This is a genomic window from Microbacterium sp. LWO13-1.2 (assembly GCF_038397725.1).
In the GTDB taxonomy this organism is placed as follows: domain Bacteria; phylum Actinomycetota; class Actinomycetes; order Actinomycetales; family Microbacteriaceae; genus Microbacterium.
In genome coordinates this window covers 3,554,953-3,572,695 of sequence record NZ_CP151634.1, presented here as the reverse complement: position 1 = coordinate 3,572,695, position 17,743 = coordinate 3,554,953, and the positions used below count along the sequence as shown (strand labels likewise).

The 17,743-nt window shown below is 69.2% G+C and carries 16 protein-coding genes; 7 read left to right on the top strand and 9 right to left on the bottom strand.

All coding sequences use genetic code 11. The features are described from left to right. Positions 1–7: 7 nt before the first annotated feature. The 4 genes from MRBLWO13_RS17160 to MRBLWO13_RS17145 form a co-directional block, all read right to left on the bottom strand. Entirely contained in the window at positions 8–586 is a 579-nt protein-coding gene (locus MRBLWO13_RS17160) for a hypothetical protein (RefSeq protein WP_341975299.1), read from the bottom strand. A gap of 2 nt (positions 587–588) precedes the next feature. Then, positions 589–1,545 (bottom strand): glycosyltransferase family 2 protein, encoded by a 957-nt coding sequence (locus MRBLWO13_RS17155; RefSeq protein ID WP_341975298.1) that lies wholly within the window; start codon positions 1,543–1,545, stop codon positions 589–591. A 105-nt stretch (positions 1,546–1,650) separates the two neighbouring features. Beyond that, on the bottom strand, positions 1,651–2,952 hold the full coding sequence (locus tag MRBLWO13_RS17150) for an O-antigen ligase family protein (protein WP_341975297.1): 1,302 nt from the start codon (positions 2,950–2,952) through the stop codon (positions 1,651–1,653). Next, positions 2,949–4,370: an O-antigen ligase family protein gene (locus MRBLWO13_RS17145; protein ID WP_341975296.1), complete on the bottom strand. Its 1,422-nt coding sequence runs from the start codon at positions 4,368–4,370 to the stop codon at positions 2,949–2,951. Before MRBLWO13_RS17145 ends, MRBLWO13_RS17150 begins: the two co-directional genes overlap by 4 nt. Before the next feature lie 54 nt (positions 4,371–4,424). Between MRBLWO13_RS17145 and manA the strand changes: the two genes are divergently transcribed. The 4 genes from manA to MRBLWO13_RS17125 all read left to right on the top strand — a co-directional run bounded on the left by manA (position 4,425) and on the right by MRBLWO13_RS17125 (position 10,552). Beyond that, positions 4,425–5,552 carry a mannose-6-phosphate isomerase, class I gene (gene manA / locus MRBLWO13_RS17140; protein WP_341975295.1) on the top strand — a complete coding sequence of 376 codons (1,128 nt, stop codon included), beginning with the start codon at positions 4,425–4,427 and terminating at the stop codon, positions 5,550–5,552. Positions 5,553–5,709: 157 nt separating this feature from the next. After that, the gene (locus tag MRBLWO13_RS17135; protein ID WP_341978466.1) at positions 5,710–6,027 is read left to right on the top strand and encodes a WhiB family transcriptional regulator; all 318 of its coding nucleotides are present in this window, start codon (positions 5,710–5,712) and stop codon (positions 6,025–6,027) included. A 101-nt stretch (positions 6,028–6,128) separates the two neighbouring features. Further along, positions 6,129–9,170 carry a glycosyltransferase gene (locus MRBLWO13_RS17130; RefSeq protein WP_341975294.1) on the top strand — a complete coding sequence of 1,014 codons (3,042 nt, stop codon included), beginning with the start codon at positions 6,129–6,131 and terminating at the stop codon, positions 9,168–9,170. Continuing rightward, positions 9,167–10,552: a DUF5719 family protein gene (locus tag MRBLWO13_RS17125; protein ID WP_341975293.1), complete on the top strand. Its 1,386-nt coding sequence runs from the start codon at positions 9,167–9,169 to the stop codon at positions 10,550–10,552. The genes MRBLWO13_RS17130 and MRBLWO13_RS17125 overlap by 4 nt, the downstream gene beginning before the upstream one ends. A 19-nt stretch (positions 10,553–10,571) precedes the next feature. Here the strand turns inward: MRBLWO13_RS17125 and MRBLWO13_RS17120 are convergent, their stop codons facing one another. Next, complete coding sequence (locus tag MRBLWO13_RS17120; RefSeq protein ID WP_341975292.1) at positions 10,572–11,000, bottom strand: hypothetical protein; 429 nt, start codon at positions 10,998–11,000, stop codon at positions 10,572–10,574. Positions 11,001–11,078: 78 nt separating this feature from the next. Here MRBLWO13_RS17120 and MRBLWO13_RS17115 point away from each other — a divergent pair, with 78 nt between their 5' ends. Then, complete coding sequence (locus MRBLWO13_RS17115; protein WP_341975291.1) at positions 11,079–11,285, top strand: DUF3499 family protein; 207 nt, start codon at positions 11,079–11,081, stop codon at positions 11,283–11,285. A gap of 88 nt (positions 11,286–11,373) precedes the next feature. Then, positions 11,374–12,819, top strand: a complete 1,446-nt coding sequence (gene ahcY / locus MRBLWO13_RS17110) for an adenosylhomocysteinase (protein ID WP_341975290.1) — start codon at positions 11,374–11,376, stop codon at positions 12,817–12,819. A 22-nt stretch (positions 12,820–12,841) separates the two neighbouring features. Here the strand turns inward: ahcY and MRBLWO13_RS17105 are convergent, their stop codons facing one another. Then, positions 12,842–13,651, bottom strand: a complete 810-nt coding sequence (locus MRBLWO13_RS17105) for an RDD family protein (RefSeq protein ID WP_341975289.1) — start codon at positions 13,649–13,651, stop codon at positions 12,842–12,844. Between the two features lie 16 nt (positions 13,652–13,667). Between MRBLWO13_RS17105 and MRBLWO13_RS17100 the strand changes: the two genes are divergently transcribed. Then, positions 13,668–14,660, top strand: coding sequence for a stage II sporulation protein M (locus MRBLWO13_RS17100; RefSeq protein WP_341978464.1), 993 nt, complete (start codon positions 13,668–13,670; stop codon positions 14,658–14,660). A gap of 4 nt (positions 14,661–14,664) precedes the next feature. Here MRBLWO13_RS17100 and MRBLWO13_RS17095 read toward each other — a convergent pair whose 3' ends face one another. The 3 genes from MRBLWO13_RS17095 to MRBLWO13_RS17085 are packed head-to-tail and all read right to left on the bottom strand — an operon-like array spanning position 14,665 to position 17,687. Then, positions 14,665–15,435, bottom strand: a complete 771-nt coding sequence (locus MRBLWO13_RS17095; protein ID WP_341975288.1) for an aquaporin — start codon at positions 15,433–15,435, stop codon at positions 14,665–14,667. Between the two features lie 20 nt (positions 15,436–15,455). After that, positions 15,456–16,763, bottom strand: a complete 1,308-nt coding sequence (locus MRBLWO13_RS17090; RefSeq protein WP_341975287.1) for a DUF58 domain-containing protein — start codon at positions 16,761–16,763, stop codon at positions 15,456–15,458. Then, positions 16,764–17,687 carry a MoxR family ATPase gene (locus tag MRBLWO13_RS17085; protein WP_341978462.1) on the bottom strand — a complete coding sequence of 308 codons (924 nt, stop codon included), beginning with the start codon at positions 17,685–17,687 and terminating at the stop codon, positions 16,764–16,766. Positions 17,688–17,743: the final 56 nt, after the last annotated feature.

Genomic DNA, 17,743 nt, shown 5'->3' with positions numbered 1-17,743 from the left:
GCCGAACTCAGAGCCCGACGAGGCTCCGCAGGTGCTCGGCCGCGGCTCGCGCGGCGTCTACCGCGCTCGCCCTCTCGGAGCCCGCGTCGACAGCAGCGCGCACGTCTTCCAGGCGCTGCGCGTAGGCGGAGACGCTGTCGTACCATGTCGCCTGGATCGACGACGGGGCTGCCACCTCGGAGAGTCGCTGCGCATCACCCTGCAGTGTGTCGAGCACGCTCAGCGGATCGGACTCCTCGGGATCCGACAAGAAATCGAGACCCGTCATCGCCGTACCCAGCCAGGGGCTCACCTGGTCTCGGAAGGTGTCGAGATCGGGGTCCGCGACCGGCGGCGGAGTCACGACCGGCTCCGGTGAAGGCTCAGACGTCGGAGTCGACGTCGGAGTGGGTGTCGCGGTCGCCGAGGCGGTGGGCGACGCCGTGGCACCGGGCGTCGCGGAGCCGCGGGGGAGCAGGAAGAACAGCAGGGCGCCGACGATCACCAGGGCGAGGACCGAGAGCGCGATGATCAGCCAGACCCGTCCGCGGTTCTTCGGCTTCGGGGGGATCGGTGCCCACCGCAGTTCCGGCTGCTGTTCGCTCATCGTCACGCCTCCAGAGGCGGCATGGGCTTCCAGGAACGGTCTCGACCGAGCTTGCCGCCCTCTCGGAGCCCGCGGAAGAGGTTGCTCGTGCCGCGCACCGTGCGCTCCACGAAGACCAGGCGGATGAGCTCCTTCGCGAAGGTCATCGACGTGCCCAGTGCGAAGAGCAGCGGGTTGTACGCGCCATGCACCCGGTAGTAGTTCTTGATGAATGCCCGATTGCGCATGATGTAGAAGCGGTAGGCGTTGCTGGACGCGTTCATGTGGCGGACGCCCATGTCCCACTGCTTGATCTCACGGGTGCGGCGCAGGACGAACTCGTCCACGATCACCGCGGTCGTCTTCCGGGAAGCGAGCCAGCCGTACATCTGGTCATCCCAGTAGATGAAGAAGCGAGGGTCGGGCAGGCCGATCTGCGTGACGATCGAGCGATGGATGAACATGCCCTCGAAGCATCCGCTGTTCATCTCTTTGAACCCGGATTCGTCGAAGCCCGAAGGTGCGAACGGGATCGGGATGCCCATGCGCTCGGCGATGCGGTACTGCCAGTAGAACTCGCTGCCGTCGTAGTCGTAGCGGCGCCCCTGGATGCTCTTGAAGCGCGGGGTCCACTTGCCCATCCTGGCAAGGCCGTCGGGGAGCACCTCGACGTCGTCGTCCATCATCCAGATCCATTCGGATCCGAGCTCGTAGGCGGTGCGCATGCCCTCGCTGAAGCCACCGGATCCGCCGGTGTTCGTCTCCAGCCTGCGGTAGACGATCTCGGTACCGATGCCCTCACGGAAGGACTCGACGACCTCGGTCGTGTCATCAGACGAGGCGTTGTCGATGATCACGACGTGGCCGGGCTTCGGTTCCATCGCGGTGATGCTCGTGAGGAGGCCGGTGAGCAGGTGCGATCGGTTGAAGGTGACGATGACGATCGTCGCGGATGCCGGGTCGAAGGGGGCGTGTGTCACGAGGTGGGATCTCCGGAAGCTGAGCACCCGCAGGGAGCCGCGAGCTGAGACCAGCCTACCCGGGCCCTGGCTCAGGATCAGCCGGGAGCGCGCCCGGGGGCCGGTCTACCGCTCCGGACGCAGGATCGGGATGACGCCGGTGTGCACTGCGTCGATCTGCTCGCGCCAGGACCGGGACTGCCCTGCTCGGAGCGCGCACAGCACCAGCATGAACCAACCGGTTCCTGCGAGTGTGAAGCTCTCGAACATCGAATCGACCCCGAGCGTGACCAGCACGAGGGGGGTCCAGGCGTAGACGACCGGACGACGGACGCTGGCCACCAGCCAGGACCGGATGAGCGCGACTCCACCCAGGAGCAGGAACAGCGCGAGTCCTGCCGCGCCCAGTTGCAGGAGGGCGTCGAAGTATGCGTTCAGCGCCGTCTCGTGCCGCTCATCGAGTTGGAAGTTGATGTAGGTGAACGGGTACTCGCCGCGCTGCCAGGGGCCGAACCACCCCCAGCCCTGCAGGGGCTTCACAGCGGTGAAGTCGAGGATCGTGTTCCACAGCGTCGCGCGCACGGAGAAGTCGGATCCGGCGTCCATCATCGCGATGATCTGGTGACGGAGCACGAACGCGAAGGTCAGTCCCAGCGCCACCACCGCGCCGAGCGCCCACTGCACGAGGTTGCGCCGCTCGGCGGGAGCGTGCCGGACGATCATCAGGGCCACCGAGGCGATGCCCACGGCCACGGCGAGGACCAGCACGGTGGGGGAGGACGAGAGGAGTGCGAGGAAGCCGGCCAATCCGACAGACGCCACCGAGGTCGCTGCGGTCACCGACCGGGTGCGCCATTCGATGACGAACGTGATCAGGGCGATCACGGCCACGAATCCCAGCATGTTGCGGGTTCCGAAGATGCCCTGCACTGGCCCGCCCGCGGCGAGCTGCCCCTGGATGCCGAGGAAGGTGAACGGCACGTCGAGGAGGATTCCGGAGAGGATCTCCAGCCCCAGGGAGATGCCCAGCAGGACGCGCAGCGCATCGCCGATCGCCCGCACCGTCTGCAGGGTGTCGCGGATGTGTCCGATCGTGATCGCGAGGAAGGCGAAACCGAGAAGCGACAACCAGGCGAAGAACGTGTCGGTCCGGTCGGTGGTCCAGAAGATGCTGACCAGCGCCCAGCCCATGAACGCGAGCAGCGAGGACGGCGCGATCCGCAGCAGCGACAGTTCTTCTCGGCGTACGAAGAGGATGCCCGCGCCCACAACGCAGAGGACGGTCACGATCGCGGCGAGCGTGACCGACGACGACATCCGCTGGATGGCGAACGAGCCGAAGATCGCGGTGAGGGCGGCGAGGGTGAACGCCCGTGCCATCTCCGCCGAACCGAGCAGGCGCCCGAGACGCAGCCGCGGCGTCGTCACGGAACCCGCCGCCGGCGCTCGCCGTGATCGGTGACGCGCTGGCGCTCGCTGAGTCCGACGCCGACCAGCGGTACGGACTTGATCTTGAAGGAGAGCAGCACGAGCAGCATCCACCCCCACAGCATGATCGGCGTCGACTCCGCGTATCCCTGGACCAGCAGCACCACGGTGAACAGGCTCGGCAGGAGAGTGAGCGCGGAGTACGAGCGGTCGGCCTGCAAGTCCCATCGGGGGCGGTCGATCGCGAAGAACCACGATCGCCACAAGAGGCTCAGATAGGCCAGGGCGACGAGGACGACGCCGACGACGCCGAGCTGCATCAGGACATCGAGCCACATGTTGTGAGCGTGGAAGACCGTGATCCCGTGGTCTTCGATCCATCCGGCGAACGCGGGGTCGAAGGGCACCCACGGGCTGGAGAATCCGTTTCCGAAGATCGGATGCTCCGCAGCCCGCTCGAGGACCTTCGCCCAGATCTTGTCGGAGCGTCCCGTGAGGTCGGCGCTGCGGCCGAGGAGCGCGAGCAGCGGCTTCTGCAGCAGCCAGACGGCGAGGGCCGCCACGACTGCTCCGCCGATGAACACGACGTAGAGACGGGTGCGACCGCCCGGCGTCTTCGTGCGGCGCATGAGAAGGGCGACGACGAGTACGACGGCGGCCGCGGCGGCACAGGCGTAGGCGGTCGCCGAGCCGGCGCGGAACAGGAAGAACGCGGCCAGCAGCGTCCACAGCGCGAGCATCGTGCGCCGTCGCGCACGGGCCGCGAACAGGATGCCGAAGGTGAGGAGCGCGAACAGGCTGATGATCGCGAGCAGGTTCGAGTTGCCGACGATGCCCTGAACGCGGTCGCCGTCGAAGAGGTTTCCGCGCACCCAATACCAGTGCGCGTTGATCTCGCCGTCCGGACGCTCGAAGAAGTTCGGCAGGATCGGCCCGTGCACGACGAGGGACACCCAGAGCTCGAGCAGGAGCGAGAGGCCGAGGATCCACTTGAAGGCCGAGGCCAACGCCCGCACGATCTCGTGCCACGTGAGCGCATGCGCGATGAAGAGGGCGTTCACGGTGACCGCGGCCAGCAGCATCCAGGTGAGCAGTGTCGACCCACGCCACTGCGACCAGGCGACGGAGATCAGCGCCAGCGCGGTGTAGCCGAGGGCGGCCCAGGGCAAGCGGCGCCAGGCGAACGGCTGAGGGCGGTTGCGCGCGAGCATCGGGACGCCGATCGCCGGTGTCGCGAGGGTGAAGACGATCAGGACGATGCCTGCACCGGCCTCGCCCAGGAGGTTGTACACGGCGGAGTGCGCGAACGTCACGAACAGCACGGCGACCGCATACGCGCGCAGCATCAGGTGCCCCGTCGACTCGCGTTCCGGTGGGGCGGGCAGGGCCGCCACCGGGTGCTTCGTGTACTGCGCCATCGCGTTCAGGCTACAGCGCCGGACTGTGCGGGCGGTGGCTCTACGCTGGGTGCCATGCTGCTGAGCCTCACCAACGTTCCGCGTGACTACTCCTGGGGGTCGCCGACGCTACTGGCCGGCCTGGAGGGCCGCGCTCCGTCCGGCGCACCGGAGGCGGAGGTCTGGTTCGGCGATCACCCAGGGGACCCCGCGGATGTGGCAGGTGGCGGCACTCTGGATGCGGTCACCGGCGGCACACTGCCCTACCTGCTCAAGCTCCTCGCGGCCGGCGGGCCGCTGTCGATCCAGGTGCACCCCACGATCGAGCAGGCGCGGGACGGCTGGGCGCGTGAGGCAGGCCTTGCTCCGGATGATCCGCATCGCAACTATCGCGACGACAACCACAAGCCCGAGCTCATCGTGGCGCTCAGTGAGCGCTTCGAGGCGCTCAGCGGGCTGCGCTCGGTCGCTGAAACCTTGCGGATGCTGGACGCTCTCGGCGACGCCCGGGGTGTCGCCTCGCTGCGCGCTCGCCTCGACGGAACCGGCGATGTCCTGCGAGGCGCCATCGGTTGGCTCCTCGCGGACGCGACACAGGGCGAGGTCGACGAGATCATCGCCGCGACCCGCACTGCCGCGCATGCGGGCGCGGGGGAGTGGGAGCCGGTGCTGCGCGCCGTGGTCGGTGTCGCGGATGCCTTCCCGGGTGATCCAGGCGTGGTCGTCGCGCTGCTAATGAACCACGTGGTCCTGTGCCGCGGCGAGGGGATCTTCCTGCGTGCAGGTCTCCTGCACGCGTACCTCGGCGGGCTCGGCGTGGAGATCATGGCGGCGAGCGACAATGTGCTGCGCGGCGGACTCACGCCCAAGCACATCGACGTCCCCGAGCTCCTGTCGATCCTGGACACCACGACCGACGCGGTCCCGGTGCTCCGCCCCGATTCTGAAGGAGCCATCACGTCGTATCCGGTTCCGATCGCGGACTTCGCCCTGCGTCGTGTCACGCTGACCGGGCCGCCGCTCACCATCGACGTGGCGGGCCCGGCCATGGTCCTCAGCACCGCCGGCGACGTCGTCGTCACGGGCGTGGATGCCGTGGAGCATCCGGTCCCGATCGGTGCGGCTGTGTTCGCCTCGGCCGATGAAGGCTCGCTGCAGCTCACCGGTACCGGCGAGGCATTCGTCGCGACTCCGGGGCGCTGAGGCCTTCCCCGAGACCCGCGACACGCCGATGAGAGCTCAAGAACCTTCAAGAGTCGCTTGAGGCTTTACGATCCGCGACTTGACCGATGCGAATGACACGGGTGTAATTAGGTATTGCACGGCCCGCCGGGGGGCGGAAACAGGGTTGGAGATCGAGATGACGGGATACCGTTCCGACGTACCGGAGAACTGGTTTGTCGATCCGATCAACCTCGGAGTACCTGGGGTTCGTCGAACCGATGCCGACGACGACAATGCTCTCGCCTGGCAGACCGATGCCCTCTGCTCGCAGACCGACCCGGAGGCCTTCTTCCCGGAGAAGGGCGGGTCGACGCGCGATGCGAAGCGCATCTGCACCACCTGCGACGTTCGCGGCGAATGCCTCGAATACGCGCTGAACAATGACGAGCGCTTCGGAATCTGGGGCGGGCTGTCCGAGCGCGAGCGCCGCAAGCTCAAGCGCCGCGCCAGCTGACAGATTCGCACGCAGACGCAGAGACCTCGGGTGCCGGCTTCGCGGGCGCGCCGCGTCCACTGCTCCTGAGAGCCGCGGCAGCCGCATAGGCTGACCTCGCCATGCCAGCCCGAGTTCATGCCATCATCGTCGCGCGCCCCGGCCCCACAGCCCGTGCGCAACTCCTCCGAACGCTGGATGCGCTGCGTTCGCAGAGCACTCCGGCCGCCGCGATCACACTGGTCGTGTGCGGCGATGCCGCCACCGCCCGTGAGAGCGAGACGGTCGCGAGCACCGTCGAGGGCATCATCGAGGCGCGAGGGCACACCTCGTTCGCCGAGGCCGTCGAGCTCGCCCGCCCGCGCGTCACCGAGGGCAGCGCCGTCTGGCTCCTCGCCCATGACACCGCGCCCCACCCGCTCGCATTGGAGCGGCTGACCGGAACCCTGGAGCGCTCGCCATCCGCGGCGATCGTCGCTCCCAAGCTGGTGCACACCGACAACGAGCGCGAGATCGTGTCCCTCGGCGTCAGCATGACCGCGCTCGGACGATCCGTCGAGCTGGCCGCCGGCGAACTCGACCAAGGGCAGCACGATCGGGGGGACGATGCCCTCGGCGCCGATATCCGCGGACTCCTGATCCGCTCGGAGGTGCGCGATGCCCTCCGTCCCGACCGCGCCCTGGCCGGTGCTGACGAGGGACTCGACCTCGGTGTGCGAGCTCGCCTCGGCGGCGGACGTGTCGTTCTCGCGCCGACCGCCCGCATCTCCGTGCAACCGGACGGCCCCGCCGCGCTCCCGCGAAGCCGCTCCCGCCGCGCATATGTCACCAGGCTCGCGCAACTGCACCGCCGGCTCGCCTATGCGCCGGCGCCGGCGCTGCCGTTGCACTGGCTCGCGCTGCTTCCCCTCGCGCTCTGGCGCTCGATCACCCACTTGATCGGAAAGCGCCCAGAGGCGGTGTTCCCGGAGTGGGGCGCCGCCCTCACCGCGATGGCCCGGTTCGGCGCCGTTGCGCGTTCCCGGGGCCGCATCCGCTCGTTCCGCACGTCCTCCTGGGCGACCATCGCACCGCTGCGGGTCACGGGAGCGCAGTTGCGCCGTCGATTGGACGACGGCAACGGCAGCGAGAGCGGCGCCGTCAGCGAACTGCACTTCTTCTCCGGCGGCGGCGCCTGGTCGGTCCTCGCCGCGCTCGCCGTGAGCATCGGCGTCTTCACGCCGTTGCTCGCGTGGCCGGTGCTCGGCGGCGGCGCTCTGCTTCCGCTGCGTCAGACGATCGGAGCGCTCTGGCGCGACGCATCGTGGGGTCTGCGTGGCCTCGGCATCGACGTCGTCGGCCCCGCCGACCCGTTCGCCGCCGTGCTGGCGGTGCTCGGGTCGCTCTGGCCGGGAGCTCCGTCATTCGCGCTCGTGCTGTTGTGGGTGCTCGCGCTGCCGCTTGCGGTGCTCGGTGGCTGGTTCGCGGCGACGCGCGTCACAGACCGCGCCGGGCTCCGCATCTTCGCCGGCGTCGCGTGGGCGCTCGCGCCCACCTTCCTCACTGCCCTCTCCGATGGTCGCCCCGCGGCGGTGCTCGTGCACCTGCTGCTGCCGTGGCTGTTCCACGCCGCTGTGGTCGCGCATCGCTCGTGGGGTGCTGCCGGTGCGGCATCCGTCCTGTTCGCCGCCGTCCTCGCGTGCGCGCCGTCGCTGGCACCGGCGCTGGTGCTGCTCTGGATGATCGCACTTGGCTTCGTGCTCAGCACGGCCCGCATCCGGGGAGCGCTGCGGCTGCTGTGGCTGCCGGCTCCGGCAGCCGCGCTGTTCGTGCCGCTCGTCATCTGGCACCTGCAGCACGGCAGCCTCTGGGCGCTTCTCGGCGATCCTGGGCTGATCTGGGGCGGACCGCACGCCTCAGCGGATGCCGTTGGTCGGCTGGCGCTCGCCACGGGGTTCCCGACGACCGATCTCGCGGGCTGGATGAAGTTCGTCGTCTTCGACGTGCCGATCGCAGCACCCATCGCCGTGTGGGCACCACTTCTGTGTGCGCCGCTGGCCCTGCTCGCACTCGTCTCGGCGATCTCACCGCGCTGGCGTGCCGGCATCACGCTTCTGGTGGTGACCCTGACCGGCCTCGCCACCGCTTTCCTCGCTGTCGGCATTCAGGTGAGCTTCGTGCAGGGGACGCCGGTGCCGATCTGGCCGGGGGCCGGGCTGAGTCTCGGCTGGATCGGTCTCGTCGGTGCGGCGCTGGTCACCCTCGACACCGCGATCACGATGCCGCGTCTGCGTCTGTTGGCCACCTCGGTCGCCGGTCTCGCGCTCCTGATCTGTGCGCTGCCGGCGCTCACGGCCGTGCACGCCGAACGCTCCGAACTCACGAACGGCCCCGCATCGACTCTGCCGGCGTACGTCGCCGCTCAGGCCGGTGATGATCGAGAGGTCGGAACGCTCGTGCTCACGCCGCAGAACGACGGGGGGCTCGCCGTCGAAGTCGCCTGGGGCGGAAGCGAGACGCTCGGTGCGCAGACCACGATGCTCTCCACGGCGACCGAGATCCAGGGGGCCGACATCACCGCGCTGTCGGTCGATCTGCTTTCCGCCCGTGACTTCGACGCCCCCGCAGAACTCGCGGAGCTCGGCATCAGTTACGTGCTGCTGGCCCAGATACCCGGTGATGAAGACGACAAGGCGAGGGCATTCCGTACGACGGCGGTGACGTCGCTCGATCAGCGTGCCGGCTTCGTGCAGGCGGGGTCGACGGATCGCGGCGTGCTCTGGCGGTTGGAAGCCGACGCCACCGCTCGCGAGGGACTCACCGGCGCCCAGACCGCCACGGCGCGGCTCGTCATCACGCTGCAGCTGATCGTCGTGTTCGCGGCACTCCTGCTCTCGATTCCGACGCGAGCGTCACGGCGGGCAGCGCGCGGTCAGTCGCGCATCGTCGGACGTGCGCCCGACGAGCGGCTCGTGCTGCCGAGGCACGCGGAGGATGCGGCGTCCGCGCCTTCGGTCGCTGCACCTGTCGACGTGTCCGATCCGCCGACGCGCGAGGAGACACTCGAGCAGGAGCCGGACCCCGAGACCAAGAACTCCCAGACCGAGGGCTCCAACGCCGAGGACTCGGAGCCGAGCCCGGAGTCGCCGGATCCGGAGTCGACCACCACCGAGGAGAAGCGATGAGCGGGACCCGGGCTTTCCGTGTCGTGACGACCAGCGCCCGCGTGCTCACCGGAACGCTGGTCGCCGCAGCATGCGTCGTCGGAGTGGTGGTGGCCGTCGCTGCTCCCTGGCCGACCATCGAGAGCACCCCGGCGCAGGCCGATGTGACGCCTCTTCCCGGCGATGCCGTGCTGGTGTGCAGCGGTGACTTCCGCGCCATCGGCCGCGTTCCCAGCGACCCGCTGAAGATGGACTCGGCAGGAACGCCGCGGCTCACCGTCGACGGCTCGGCCGGTGTGCCGGAATCCACACCTCTGGCGATGCCGGAACTCGACCAGGCGGGCGAGCTCCACAAACTCACGGGCGTCGTCGAAGGGCGCAGCGCGCCACTGATCGGCGCGGCCGAGTCCGTGACACTCGCCGAGACCGACCTCTCCGGTCTGGCCGCGGCGCCCTGCCGCGAGGCCCTCACCGAATCGTGGCTGATCGGAGGCAGCGTCGCCACCGGTACCGAGGACATCGTGACTCTCACCAACCCCGGCGACGTGGCGGCGACGGTCACGCTCACGGTCTTCGGTGACAAGCGGAGCTCGTCCAACGTGATCGTTCCGCCGGCGACGCAGGTCGCACTGCCCCTCGCATCGATCGCCTCAGGGAACCAGGCGCCGGTGATCCACATGTCATCGACCGGCTCCCCGGTTCGCGCGATGATGCAGTCCTCGCTCACCCGCACGCTGGACCCGGCCGGCATCGACCTGCAGGATGCCGTCGCCGGCCCACAGCTGCATCCCGTGATTCCCGGTGTCCAGGTCTTCCCGGTCGACGGCGACGACTCGGAGATGGCAGTGCTGCGGATACTTGCGCCGGATGCCGATGCGCAGGCGCAGGTCACGGTGCGTCCGGTGGGGGAGTCCTCCGCGGTCGCGACGGAGTTCCTCGTCCCGCTCACCGCCGATGTGCCGGCGCAGGTGTCTCTCGGAGATCTCGGAGCGGGCTCGTACACCGTCGAGGTCGATGCGGACTCACCCGTCCTCGCCGCTGTTCGGCAGCAGGACGGTCAGGGACGCGGTGCTGACTTCGCATGGGTCACTCCCGCGCCGGAGATCGACGCCGAGGTGCTCGTGGCCGTGCCGTCTGGGCCGAACCCGCAGCTGCTGATCACCGGCAACGCGGATGCCGAGTCGACGGTCGCCATCGAAACAGCGGAGGGCGGGGATCCTCAGACGATCCTCGTGCCGGCCGGGGGTTCGATCGCTGTGCCGGTCGACGCACGCTCCGTCTACACGGTACGGCCGTCAGGGCCGGTGCACCTCGCGGTGACGATGACAGCGACCGGTGCGCTCGCCGCCTGGCCGGTGTGGCCGGGTGCTGGAGCAGAGCAGAGCATCACGGTCTATCCCTGACCCGTGAAGCGCTGATGCGTCAGTGATCGTGTCCGAGGTCCCAGGGTTCGCGCCCGACGTACTCGGCGGCGGCTCGGAACACGGCACTCTCGATGGCCATGCGACGGTGGGCGGAGTCGTCGTGCCCCGGGGGGAGCAGGCGCTCGATCGGCAGGCGGAACAGCACGATCCGGCGCGCGTCACGATCGAGGTGCCAGCGCGGCACTTCGTCGGTCGCCTCCTGGGTCGGCATCGCGCCGATCTCGAAGCGCACTTCCTGCAACTCGGGCCAGGTGCCGCGGAGGAACTCCACGGCGGTGCCGACGGTCAGATCGAACCGGTCGATCCGCCCTTCCAGGGGAGCGAGCGGCGGCCGGACGACCTCGCTGCGGCCGAGCCGCCCGTGACGACCGTGCCGTGCGCCGCGCCGGGGAGCGGCGGAGGCGCGGGCTGTGCGTCGACGTTGCATGACGAAAGTCTAGGCGTTCCGCCTGGGCCGCGGCGCGGCATCCGCTCGCCGCCGTCCGCCGCCCGTACTCTGGCAGAGATGGACGGACGACTCTGCTCGAAGGTCGCGTGCGCGCGTGAGGCCGTAGCGACGATCACGTATGAATACGGCGACAAGATGGCCGCGCTCGGGCCGCTGGGCGCCGCCAATCACCCTCATGCGCACGACCTGTGCTCTCCGCACGCCGATCGGGTCTCCGTGCCGGCGGGCTGGCTCATCGTCCGGCACGAGGCGCTCCGCGCCTGAGCGTTTTTCGTCAGCCGGCCGCATCGCGGCAGCCGTCGCCCTGCACGGGAAGATGATCGACGCGATCCGCTTCTGAGAAGATGGGGCCATGTCTGAGCTCGAGTATCGTGTGGCCGACCTGTCTCTCGCTGGAGCGGGGCGGCACCAGCTCCGTCTCGCAGAGAACGAGATGCCTGGACTCATGGCGCTGCGGGAGGAGTTCGGTGACGCGCAGCCGCTGAAGGGCGCGCGGATCGCCGGGTCCCTGCACATGACCGTGCAGACCGCAGTCCTGATCGAGACGCTCACCGCGCTCGGCGCCGAGGTGCGCTGGGCGAGCTGCAACATCTTCTCGACCCAGGACGAGGCGGCCGCGGCGGTCGTCGTCGGTCCGACGGGCACGGCGGATGCTCCCGCCGGCGTCCCCGTGTTCGCATGGAAGGGCGAGTCGCTCGAGGAGTACTGGGCGTGCACCGACCGCATCTTCGACTGGTCGTCGTCCGGTCAGGTGGGGCCGAACCTCATCCTCGATGACGGAGGAGACGCGACGCTGCTCGTGCACCGCGGCGTCGCCTTCGAGAAGGCGGGCGTTGTTCCGGATGCCGCGGCATCCGATCCGCACGAGTACACGGTCATCCTCGACCTGCTCCGACGCTCGCTCGCAGCCGACCCGACGCGCTGGACACGGATCGCGGCCGATCTCATCGGCGTCACCGAGGAGACCACGACCGGGGTGCACCGGCTCTACGAGCTCGCGGCGTCGAGCGACCTGCTCTTCCCCGCGATCAATGTCAACGACTCCGTCACCAAGAGCAAGTTCGACAACAAGTACGGGATCAGGCACTCCCTGCCGGACGGCCTGAATCGCGCCACCGACGTGTTGATCGGCGGCAAGGTCGCCTTCGTCTGCGGGTACGGCGACGTCGGCAAGGGCGCGGCCGAGGCGCTACGAGGGCAGGGTGCGCGCGTCATCGTCAGCGAGGTCGATCCGATCTGCGCGCTGCAGGCGGCCATGGACGGCTTCCAGGTGGCGCGGCTTCTCGATGTCGCTGACGTCGTCGACATCGTCGTGACCGGCACCGGCAACCGCGACGTGGTCACCACCGAGCACCTGCTCGCGCTGAAGCACCTCGCGATCGTCGCGAACGTCGGCCACTTCGACAACGAGATCGACATGGCGGGCCTTGAGACGCTCGAGGGCGCCGAGAAGGTCGAGATCAAGCCGCAGGTGCACGAGTGGCGGCTGCCGAACGGACGCAGCGTCCTGGTCCTCAGCGAGGGCCGCCTGATGAACCTCGGCAACGCCACCGGGCACCCGTCGTTCGTCATGAGCGCGTCGTTCACCAACCAGGTGCTCGCGCAGCTCGAGCTGTACACGAACATCGACGCGTACCCGACGGGCGTCTACACGCTGCCGAAGGCGCTCGATGAGAAAGTCGCGCACCTCCACCTCGACGCGCTCGGCGTGCGGCTGACGCGACTCACCGACGCGCAGGCGGCCTACATCGGTGTGCCGGTCGACGGTCCGTACAAGCTGGACCACTACCGGTACTGAGCGACGCGACCACGGCGGTCGGTCAGACGCCGATATGGCGTCCGGTGAGCTTCTCAGCGCGCCGGTCGGCGTTCTGCAGTGCGCGGCGTTCGCGCTCGCGACGCAGCACCGTGATGCCCATGAGCACCTCTTCCGGCGAGACAGGGGGCATGGGGGAGACGAAGGGCGCGGCCTCGGCGAGCAACTCCTGCGCCACCCGGACCCTGGCACCGGGTGCCATCCGCGGTGCCGTCTGCAGGAACTGCGAGATGCGCCTGGCCAACCGGTCGGGGAGGCGCGCGACGTCGGCGACCTGCGCCCAGCCGGTGAGGGAAGGCGGAAGCAACGGCGCATGCGGAACGAGCTTCGGTGTCCTGACGCGCTGGCTGTATGTTCCAGCGACCATGTCGCCGAGGCGTTGCGAGCGCCCGTTGAACGCGCCGGCCAGCACGGCGATGCCGCCGAGGGTCATGTAGATCTCGAGAACTCCCAGCAGTGCACGGATGAACGCGTGCCGGAAGCCGGCGGCGCCGCCGTCGACGCGTACGATCCGGCCGCCGACGGCGAGCTTGCCGAGACTGCGGCCCTTCAGCGCCACCTCCATCGCGATCGGCACGACGACGAAGCTGACCACGATCGCGACGACCATCGAGATCCGGTCGGTCGCCTCATCGAGAATGCCGACGTCGAGGAGCCAGATCCGCAGGAAGATCCACAGGATGAACAGCGCGAATCCGAGCAGCATGTCGATGATCGCGCCGAGCGCGCGCAGCAGGAAGCCGACCGGCTGCACATCGATCGCGACGGCCTCGCCGGAGAGGACTTCGTCGGAGGCGTCGATCGAGGCAGACATGAGTACAGTAAATCAGGTGGATGCCGATGCGCTCAGTGATGCACGCCGCCCCGAATGGGAGCGGTTGGAGCACCTCAGTCACGCCCGGCTCGACGGCGCAGGCGTCGACGAGCTCATCGTGCGCTATCGGGCGGCCTCCGCGGATCTCGCGGAACTGAAGACGTCGGTCGGTGAAACGCCACAGGGCGCCTACCTGTCCACGATCCTGGTCCGTGCGCGGCTTCGGCTGACCGGAGCCTCCGACAACGTTCTCACTCAGATCGCACGGTTCTTCACCCAGCAGCTTCCCGCGGCGCTGTATCGGCTGCGTTGGACGACGCTCGTGATCGCCCTCGTCTTCGTCGCGATCGCGGTCGGAACCGCGGCCTGGATCGCCAGCGACCCCGAGCTCGTCGCGACCCTCGGCCCGCCTGATCTGCTCCAGCAGTACGCGGACGAGAGCTTCACCGGGTACTACACGGAGAATCCGGCGGCGGTCTTCGCCGGCATGGTGTGGACGAACAACGCGTGGATCGCTGCGCAGTGCGTGCTGTTCGGTGTCACCGGTCTCTGGCCGGTGTACATGATCGTCCAGAACGCGATGGGCCTGGGCGTCGCCGGTGCGGTGATGGCTGTGCATGATCGCGTCGACGTGATGGTGCTGTACATCCTGCCGCACGGGATGCTGGAGCTGACCTGCATCTTCGTCGCGGCGGCCGCGGGACTGCACGTCTTCTGGGCCTGGGTCGCGCCGGGGCACCGTACTCGCGGTGAGGCGCTCGCCGAGCAGGGACGCGCGTTGGCGACGGTCGCGATCGGGTTGATCTTCGCCCTGTTCCTCGCCGGTCTCGTGGAGGGCTTCGTCACCGGATGGGCGCTGCCCTGGCCGGTCAAGATCGGGATCGGTGCGGCCGCGCTCGCCGTCTTCCTCATCTACATGCTCGTCGTCGGCGGCCGGGCGCACCGCCGCGGCGAGACCGGCGATCTCGTCGAGTACGAAGCAGGAACGCCGCGCCTCGTCGCCGGCTGACGGCTCAGGCGACTGGCTCCGACTCCTCTTCGGAGTCGAACAGAGCCTTGTACGCGAAGCCCGCGATGAGCGCGCCGATCACGGGGAACACCAGGAACACCCACAGTTGGGCGAGAGCGTCGGTGTTCCCATAGACCGCCGTCGCGATCGAGCGCGCGGGGTTCACCGAGGCGTTGTCGATCGGGATGATCGCCAGATGGATCAGTGTCAGCGTGAGACCGATGACGAGGCCGCCGAAGGCGGTGCCGCGCGTCGGATGCGTCACGCCGAGGATCACGATGAGGAACACGGCAGTGAACAGCACCTCGACGACGATGGCGGCTCCGATGCCGAAACCGCCGGGGGAGGCCGCATCGAATCCGTTGCTCGCGAATCCGGCGTTGCGCTGTGCTTCCAGCCAGCCCTCCGGTCCGAACAGCCCGACCAGGAAGATGAGCGTCGTCGCGACGAGACCGCCGATGACCTGAGCGATCACGTAGCCGGGAACATCGCGCCACGGCATCCGGCCGGCTGCGGCGACGCCGACGGTGACAGCCGGATTGAAATGCCCACCCGAGATCGGGCCGAAGGCGTACGCGCCCGCGATGACGGTGAGGCCCACAGCGAGGGCGACGCCGAGGAACCCGACGCCTTTGTTGTGCGCATCCGTGCCCTCTCCGAAACCGGCTGCGAACAATGCCGTGCTGATCACACCGAGGACGAGGAGGAAGGTGCCGAAGGCCTCAGCGGTGAGCTTGGCTGTTCTGGAAGGCGTATCCGTGCTGATGTCGCTCATATTCGTTCTCTCCTTGGGATTCACAACCGGCCTGCGGCCTTCAGTTCGAGGTAGCGGTCCGCGATCCGGGGCGGAAGATCTTCGGGGTCGGCGGCGATCGCTTCGCCGCCTGCGCGCCGGATGGCATCCGCGACGTTCTCCGCGTCTCGGAGCGTGCGTTCGGCGGCTGCCGCGAGGTAGATCTCCTCGCGGGAGCCACGCTGCTGGGCAAGGGATGCGACATCGTCGTCCGTGACCGACCCGACCAGCACGGTCGTCGCCCGCGACGCGTCGGGGAACGCGCCGAGGAACCCGCGCGCCGACTCCGCCGCGTCCTGGGCGGTCAGGACGACGATCAGCGAGGGGCGGGTCGTGAGAGTGCGCACGGCGGCGAAGGCGCCATGCCAGTCGGTGTCTACCAGTCGAGCGTGCACGGGGGCCATCGCATCCGTCATCGCGGGCAGGAGCCCTGCGCCGTCGACGCCGGTCACTCGGCCGCGCACGACGCGGTCGTACAGGAGTAGATGCACATGATCACCGGCACGCGAGGCGAGCGCGGCGAGGAGGAGCGCCGCCTCGAGCGAGGCGTCGACCCTGGTCCCGTCGCCGACGCGCGCTGCTGCCGTACGACCGGTGTCGATGATGATCACGACGTGCCGATCGCGCTCCGGGCGCCAGGTCCGCAACATCGTGGTGCCGGCGCGCGCCGTCGCCCGCCAGTCGATCGAGCGCACGTCGTCGCCGCGCACGTACTCGCGCAACGAATCGAACTCGGTGCCCTGACCGCGTACCTGGATGCTGGTGTTGCCGTCGAGTTCGCGCAGCCGAGCGAGGCGCGACGGCAGGTGCTTGCGGGAGGAGAAGGCGGGGAGCACGCGGATCGCACCGCGCACTCGGTGGCGCGCCTGACGTCCTGCCAGTCCGAGCGGCCCGCGAGAGCGGATCATCACGAACTCGCTGACCAGCTCGCCACGACGCCGAGGGAGCAACGGGATCGCGACACGCCGCCGTTCGCCAGGGGGGACGACCAGGCGCGAACGCTCCGACCCTGCACCGGCCGTGGGCTGCCAGGCATCCCGGATCAGTGCGTGCAGGGTGCGGCTGCCCTGATTGTGCACAGCGATGCTCACCGGCACCTGCTCGCCGAGACGCGAACGCGCAGGCACCCGTCGGCTCACTGCGACGGCGTGCGGGCTGGCTGCCAGGGCGACGTCGAGGACGACCAGCAGCGCGCACAGCCCGACCCACGCGCCCAGCAGCGCGTACGGCGGATAGCCCGCCATCCCGAAGGCGACGAGCGGAACCACGCCGATGGCGAGGGCGACGGCGAGGCGGCCGGTGACGAACACCTAGATCGGCACCCTGGTCTGCTGCACGACCGAGGTGAGCACGGCATCCGCCGACACGCCTTCCATCTGCGCGTCGGGGCGGAGCGAGAGACGGTGCCGCCAGACGGGCACCAGCATGGTCTGCACGTGGTCGGGGGTGACAGCGGATGAGGCGTTCAGCCACGCCCATGCCTTCGCCGCGGCGAGCAGCCCGGTCGAGGCGCGAGGGCTGGCGCCGAGTTCGACGGAAGGGGACTGACGGGTCGCGCGGGCGAGGTCGACGACGTACCCGAGGACATCATCGGTGACCTCGACGCGACCGGCGGCCTCCTGCGCCGCACGGATCTCGTCTGCGCTCACGACCGCCTCGACGCCGGTGAGCTCTCGCGGCGAGAAGCCCTCGGCGTGGCGGCGGAGCACCATCACCTCGGCGTCACGCTCTGGCATGCCGACGACGAGCTTCATCAGGAAGCGGTCCAGCTGGGCCTCCGGGAGCGTGTACGTGCCCTCGTGCTCGATGGGGTTCTGTGTCGCTGCGACCAGGAACGGGTCCGGCAGGGGGCGGCTGACGCCGTCAGCCGACACCTGGCGCTCCTCCATCGCCTCCAGCAGCGCCGCCTGCGTCTTCGGTGGAGTGCGGTTGATCTCGTCGGCGAGCATGATGTGCGTGAACACCGGTCCCGCCCGGAAGTCGAACTCACCGGTGCGCGCGTCGTACACGAGCGATCCGGTGACATCGCCCGGCATCAGGTCGGGGGTGAACTGGACGCGTTTGGTGTCCAGCCCCAGAGCCCGGGCGAATGACCGCACGACGAGGGTCTTCGCGACCCCCGGCACGCCCTCGAGGAGCACGTGCCCTCTGGCCAGCAGCGAGACGAGCAGTCCGGTGACGGTGCCGGCCTGTCCGACGACGGCTTTGTCGACTTCGGTGCGCACGCGGTGCATGGCCTGACGCAGCGCGGCGTCGTCGGCGGTGAAGTTCTCAGGGGTCACGGGGTGTC

What these genes read in the sequence shown, in the direction of transcription:
- MRBLWO13_RS17160 (WP_341975299.1), bottom strand. Translation starts at nt 586, where the DNA reads ATGAGCGAACAGCAGCCGGAACTGCGGTGGGCACCGATCCCCCCGAAG.
- MRBLWO13_RS17145 (WP_341975296.1), bottom strand. Translation starts at nt 4,370, where the DNA reads ATGGCGCAGTACACGAAGCACCCGGTGGCGGCCCTGCCCGCCCCACCG.
- manA (WP_341975295.1), top strand. Translation starts at nt 4,425, where the DNA reads ATGCTGCTGAGCCTCACCAACGTTCCGCGTGACTACTCCTGGGGGTCG.
- MRBLWO13_RS17135 (WP_341978466.1), top strand. Translation starts at nt 5,710, where the DNA reads ATGACGGGATACCGTTCCGACGTACCGGAGAACTGGTTTGTCGATCCG.
- MRBLWO13_RS17130 (WP_341975294.1), top strand. Translation starts at nt 6,129, where the DNA reads ATGCCAGCCCGAGTTCATGCCATCATCGTCGCGCGCCCCGGCCCCACA.
- MRBLWO13_RS17125 (WP_341975293.1), top strand. Translation starts at nt 9,167, where the DNA reads ATGAGCGGGACCCGGGCTTTCCGTGTCGTGACGACCAGCGCCCGCGTG.
- MRBLWO13_RS17120 (WP_341975292.1), bottom strand. Translation starts at nt 11,000, where the DNA reads ATGCAACGTCGACGCACAGCCCGCGCCTCCGCCGCTCCCCGGCGCGGC.
- MRBLWO13_RS17115 (WP_341975291.1), top strand. Translation starts at nt 11,079, where the DNA reads ATGGACGGACGACTCTGCTCGAAGGTCGCGTGCGCGCGTGAGGCCGTA.
- ahcY (WP_341975290.1), top strand. Translation starts at nt 11,374, where the DNA reads ATGTCTGAGCTCGAGTATCGTGTGGCCGACCTGTCTCTCGCTGGAGCG.
- MRBLWO13_RS17105 (WP_341975289.1), bottom strand. Translation starts at nt 13,651, where the DNA reads ATGTCTGCCTCGATCGACGCCTCCGACGAAGTCCTCTCCGGCGAGGCC.
- MRBLWO13_RS17095 (WP_341975288.1), bottom strand. Translation starts at nt 15,435, where the DNA reads ATGAGCGACATCAGCACGGATACGCCTTCCAGAACAGCCAAGCTCACC.
- MRBLWO13_RS17085 (WP_341978462.1), bottom strand. Translation starts at nt 17,687, where the DNA reads ATGCACCGCGTGCGCACCGAAGTCGACAAAGCCGTCGTCGGACAGGCC.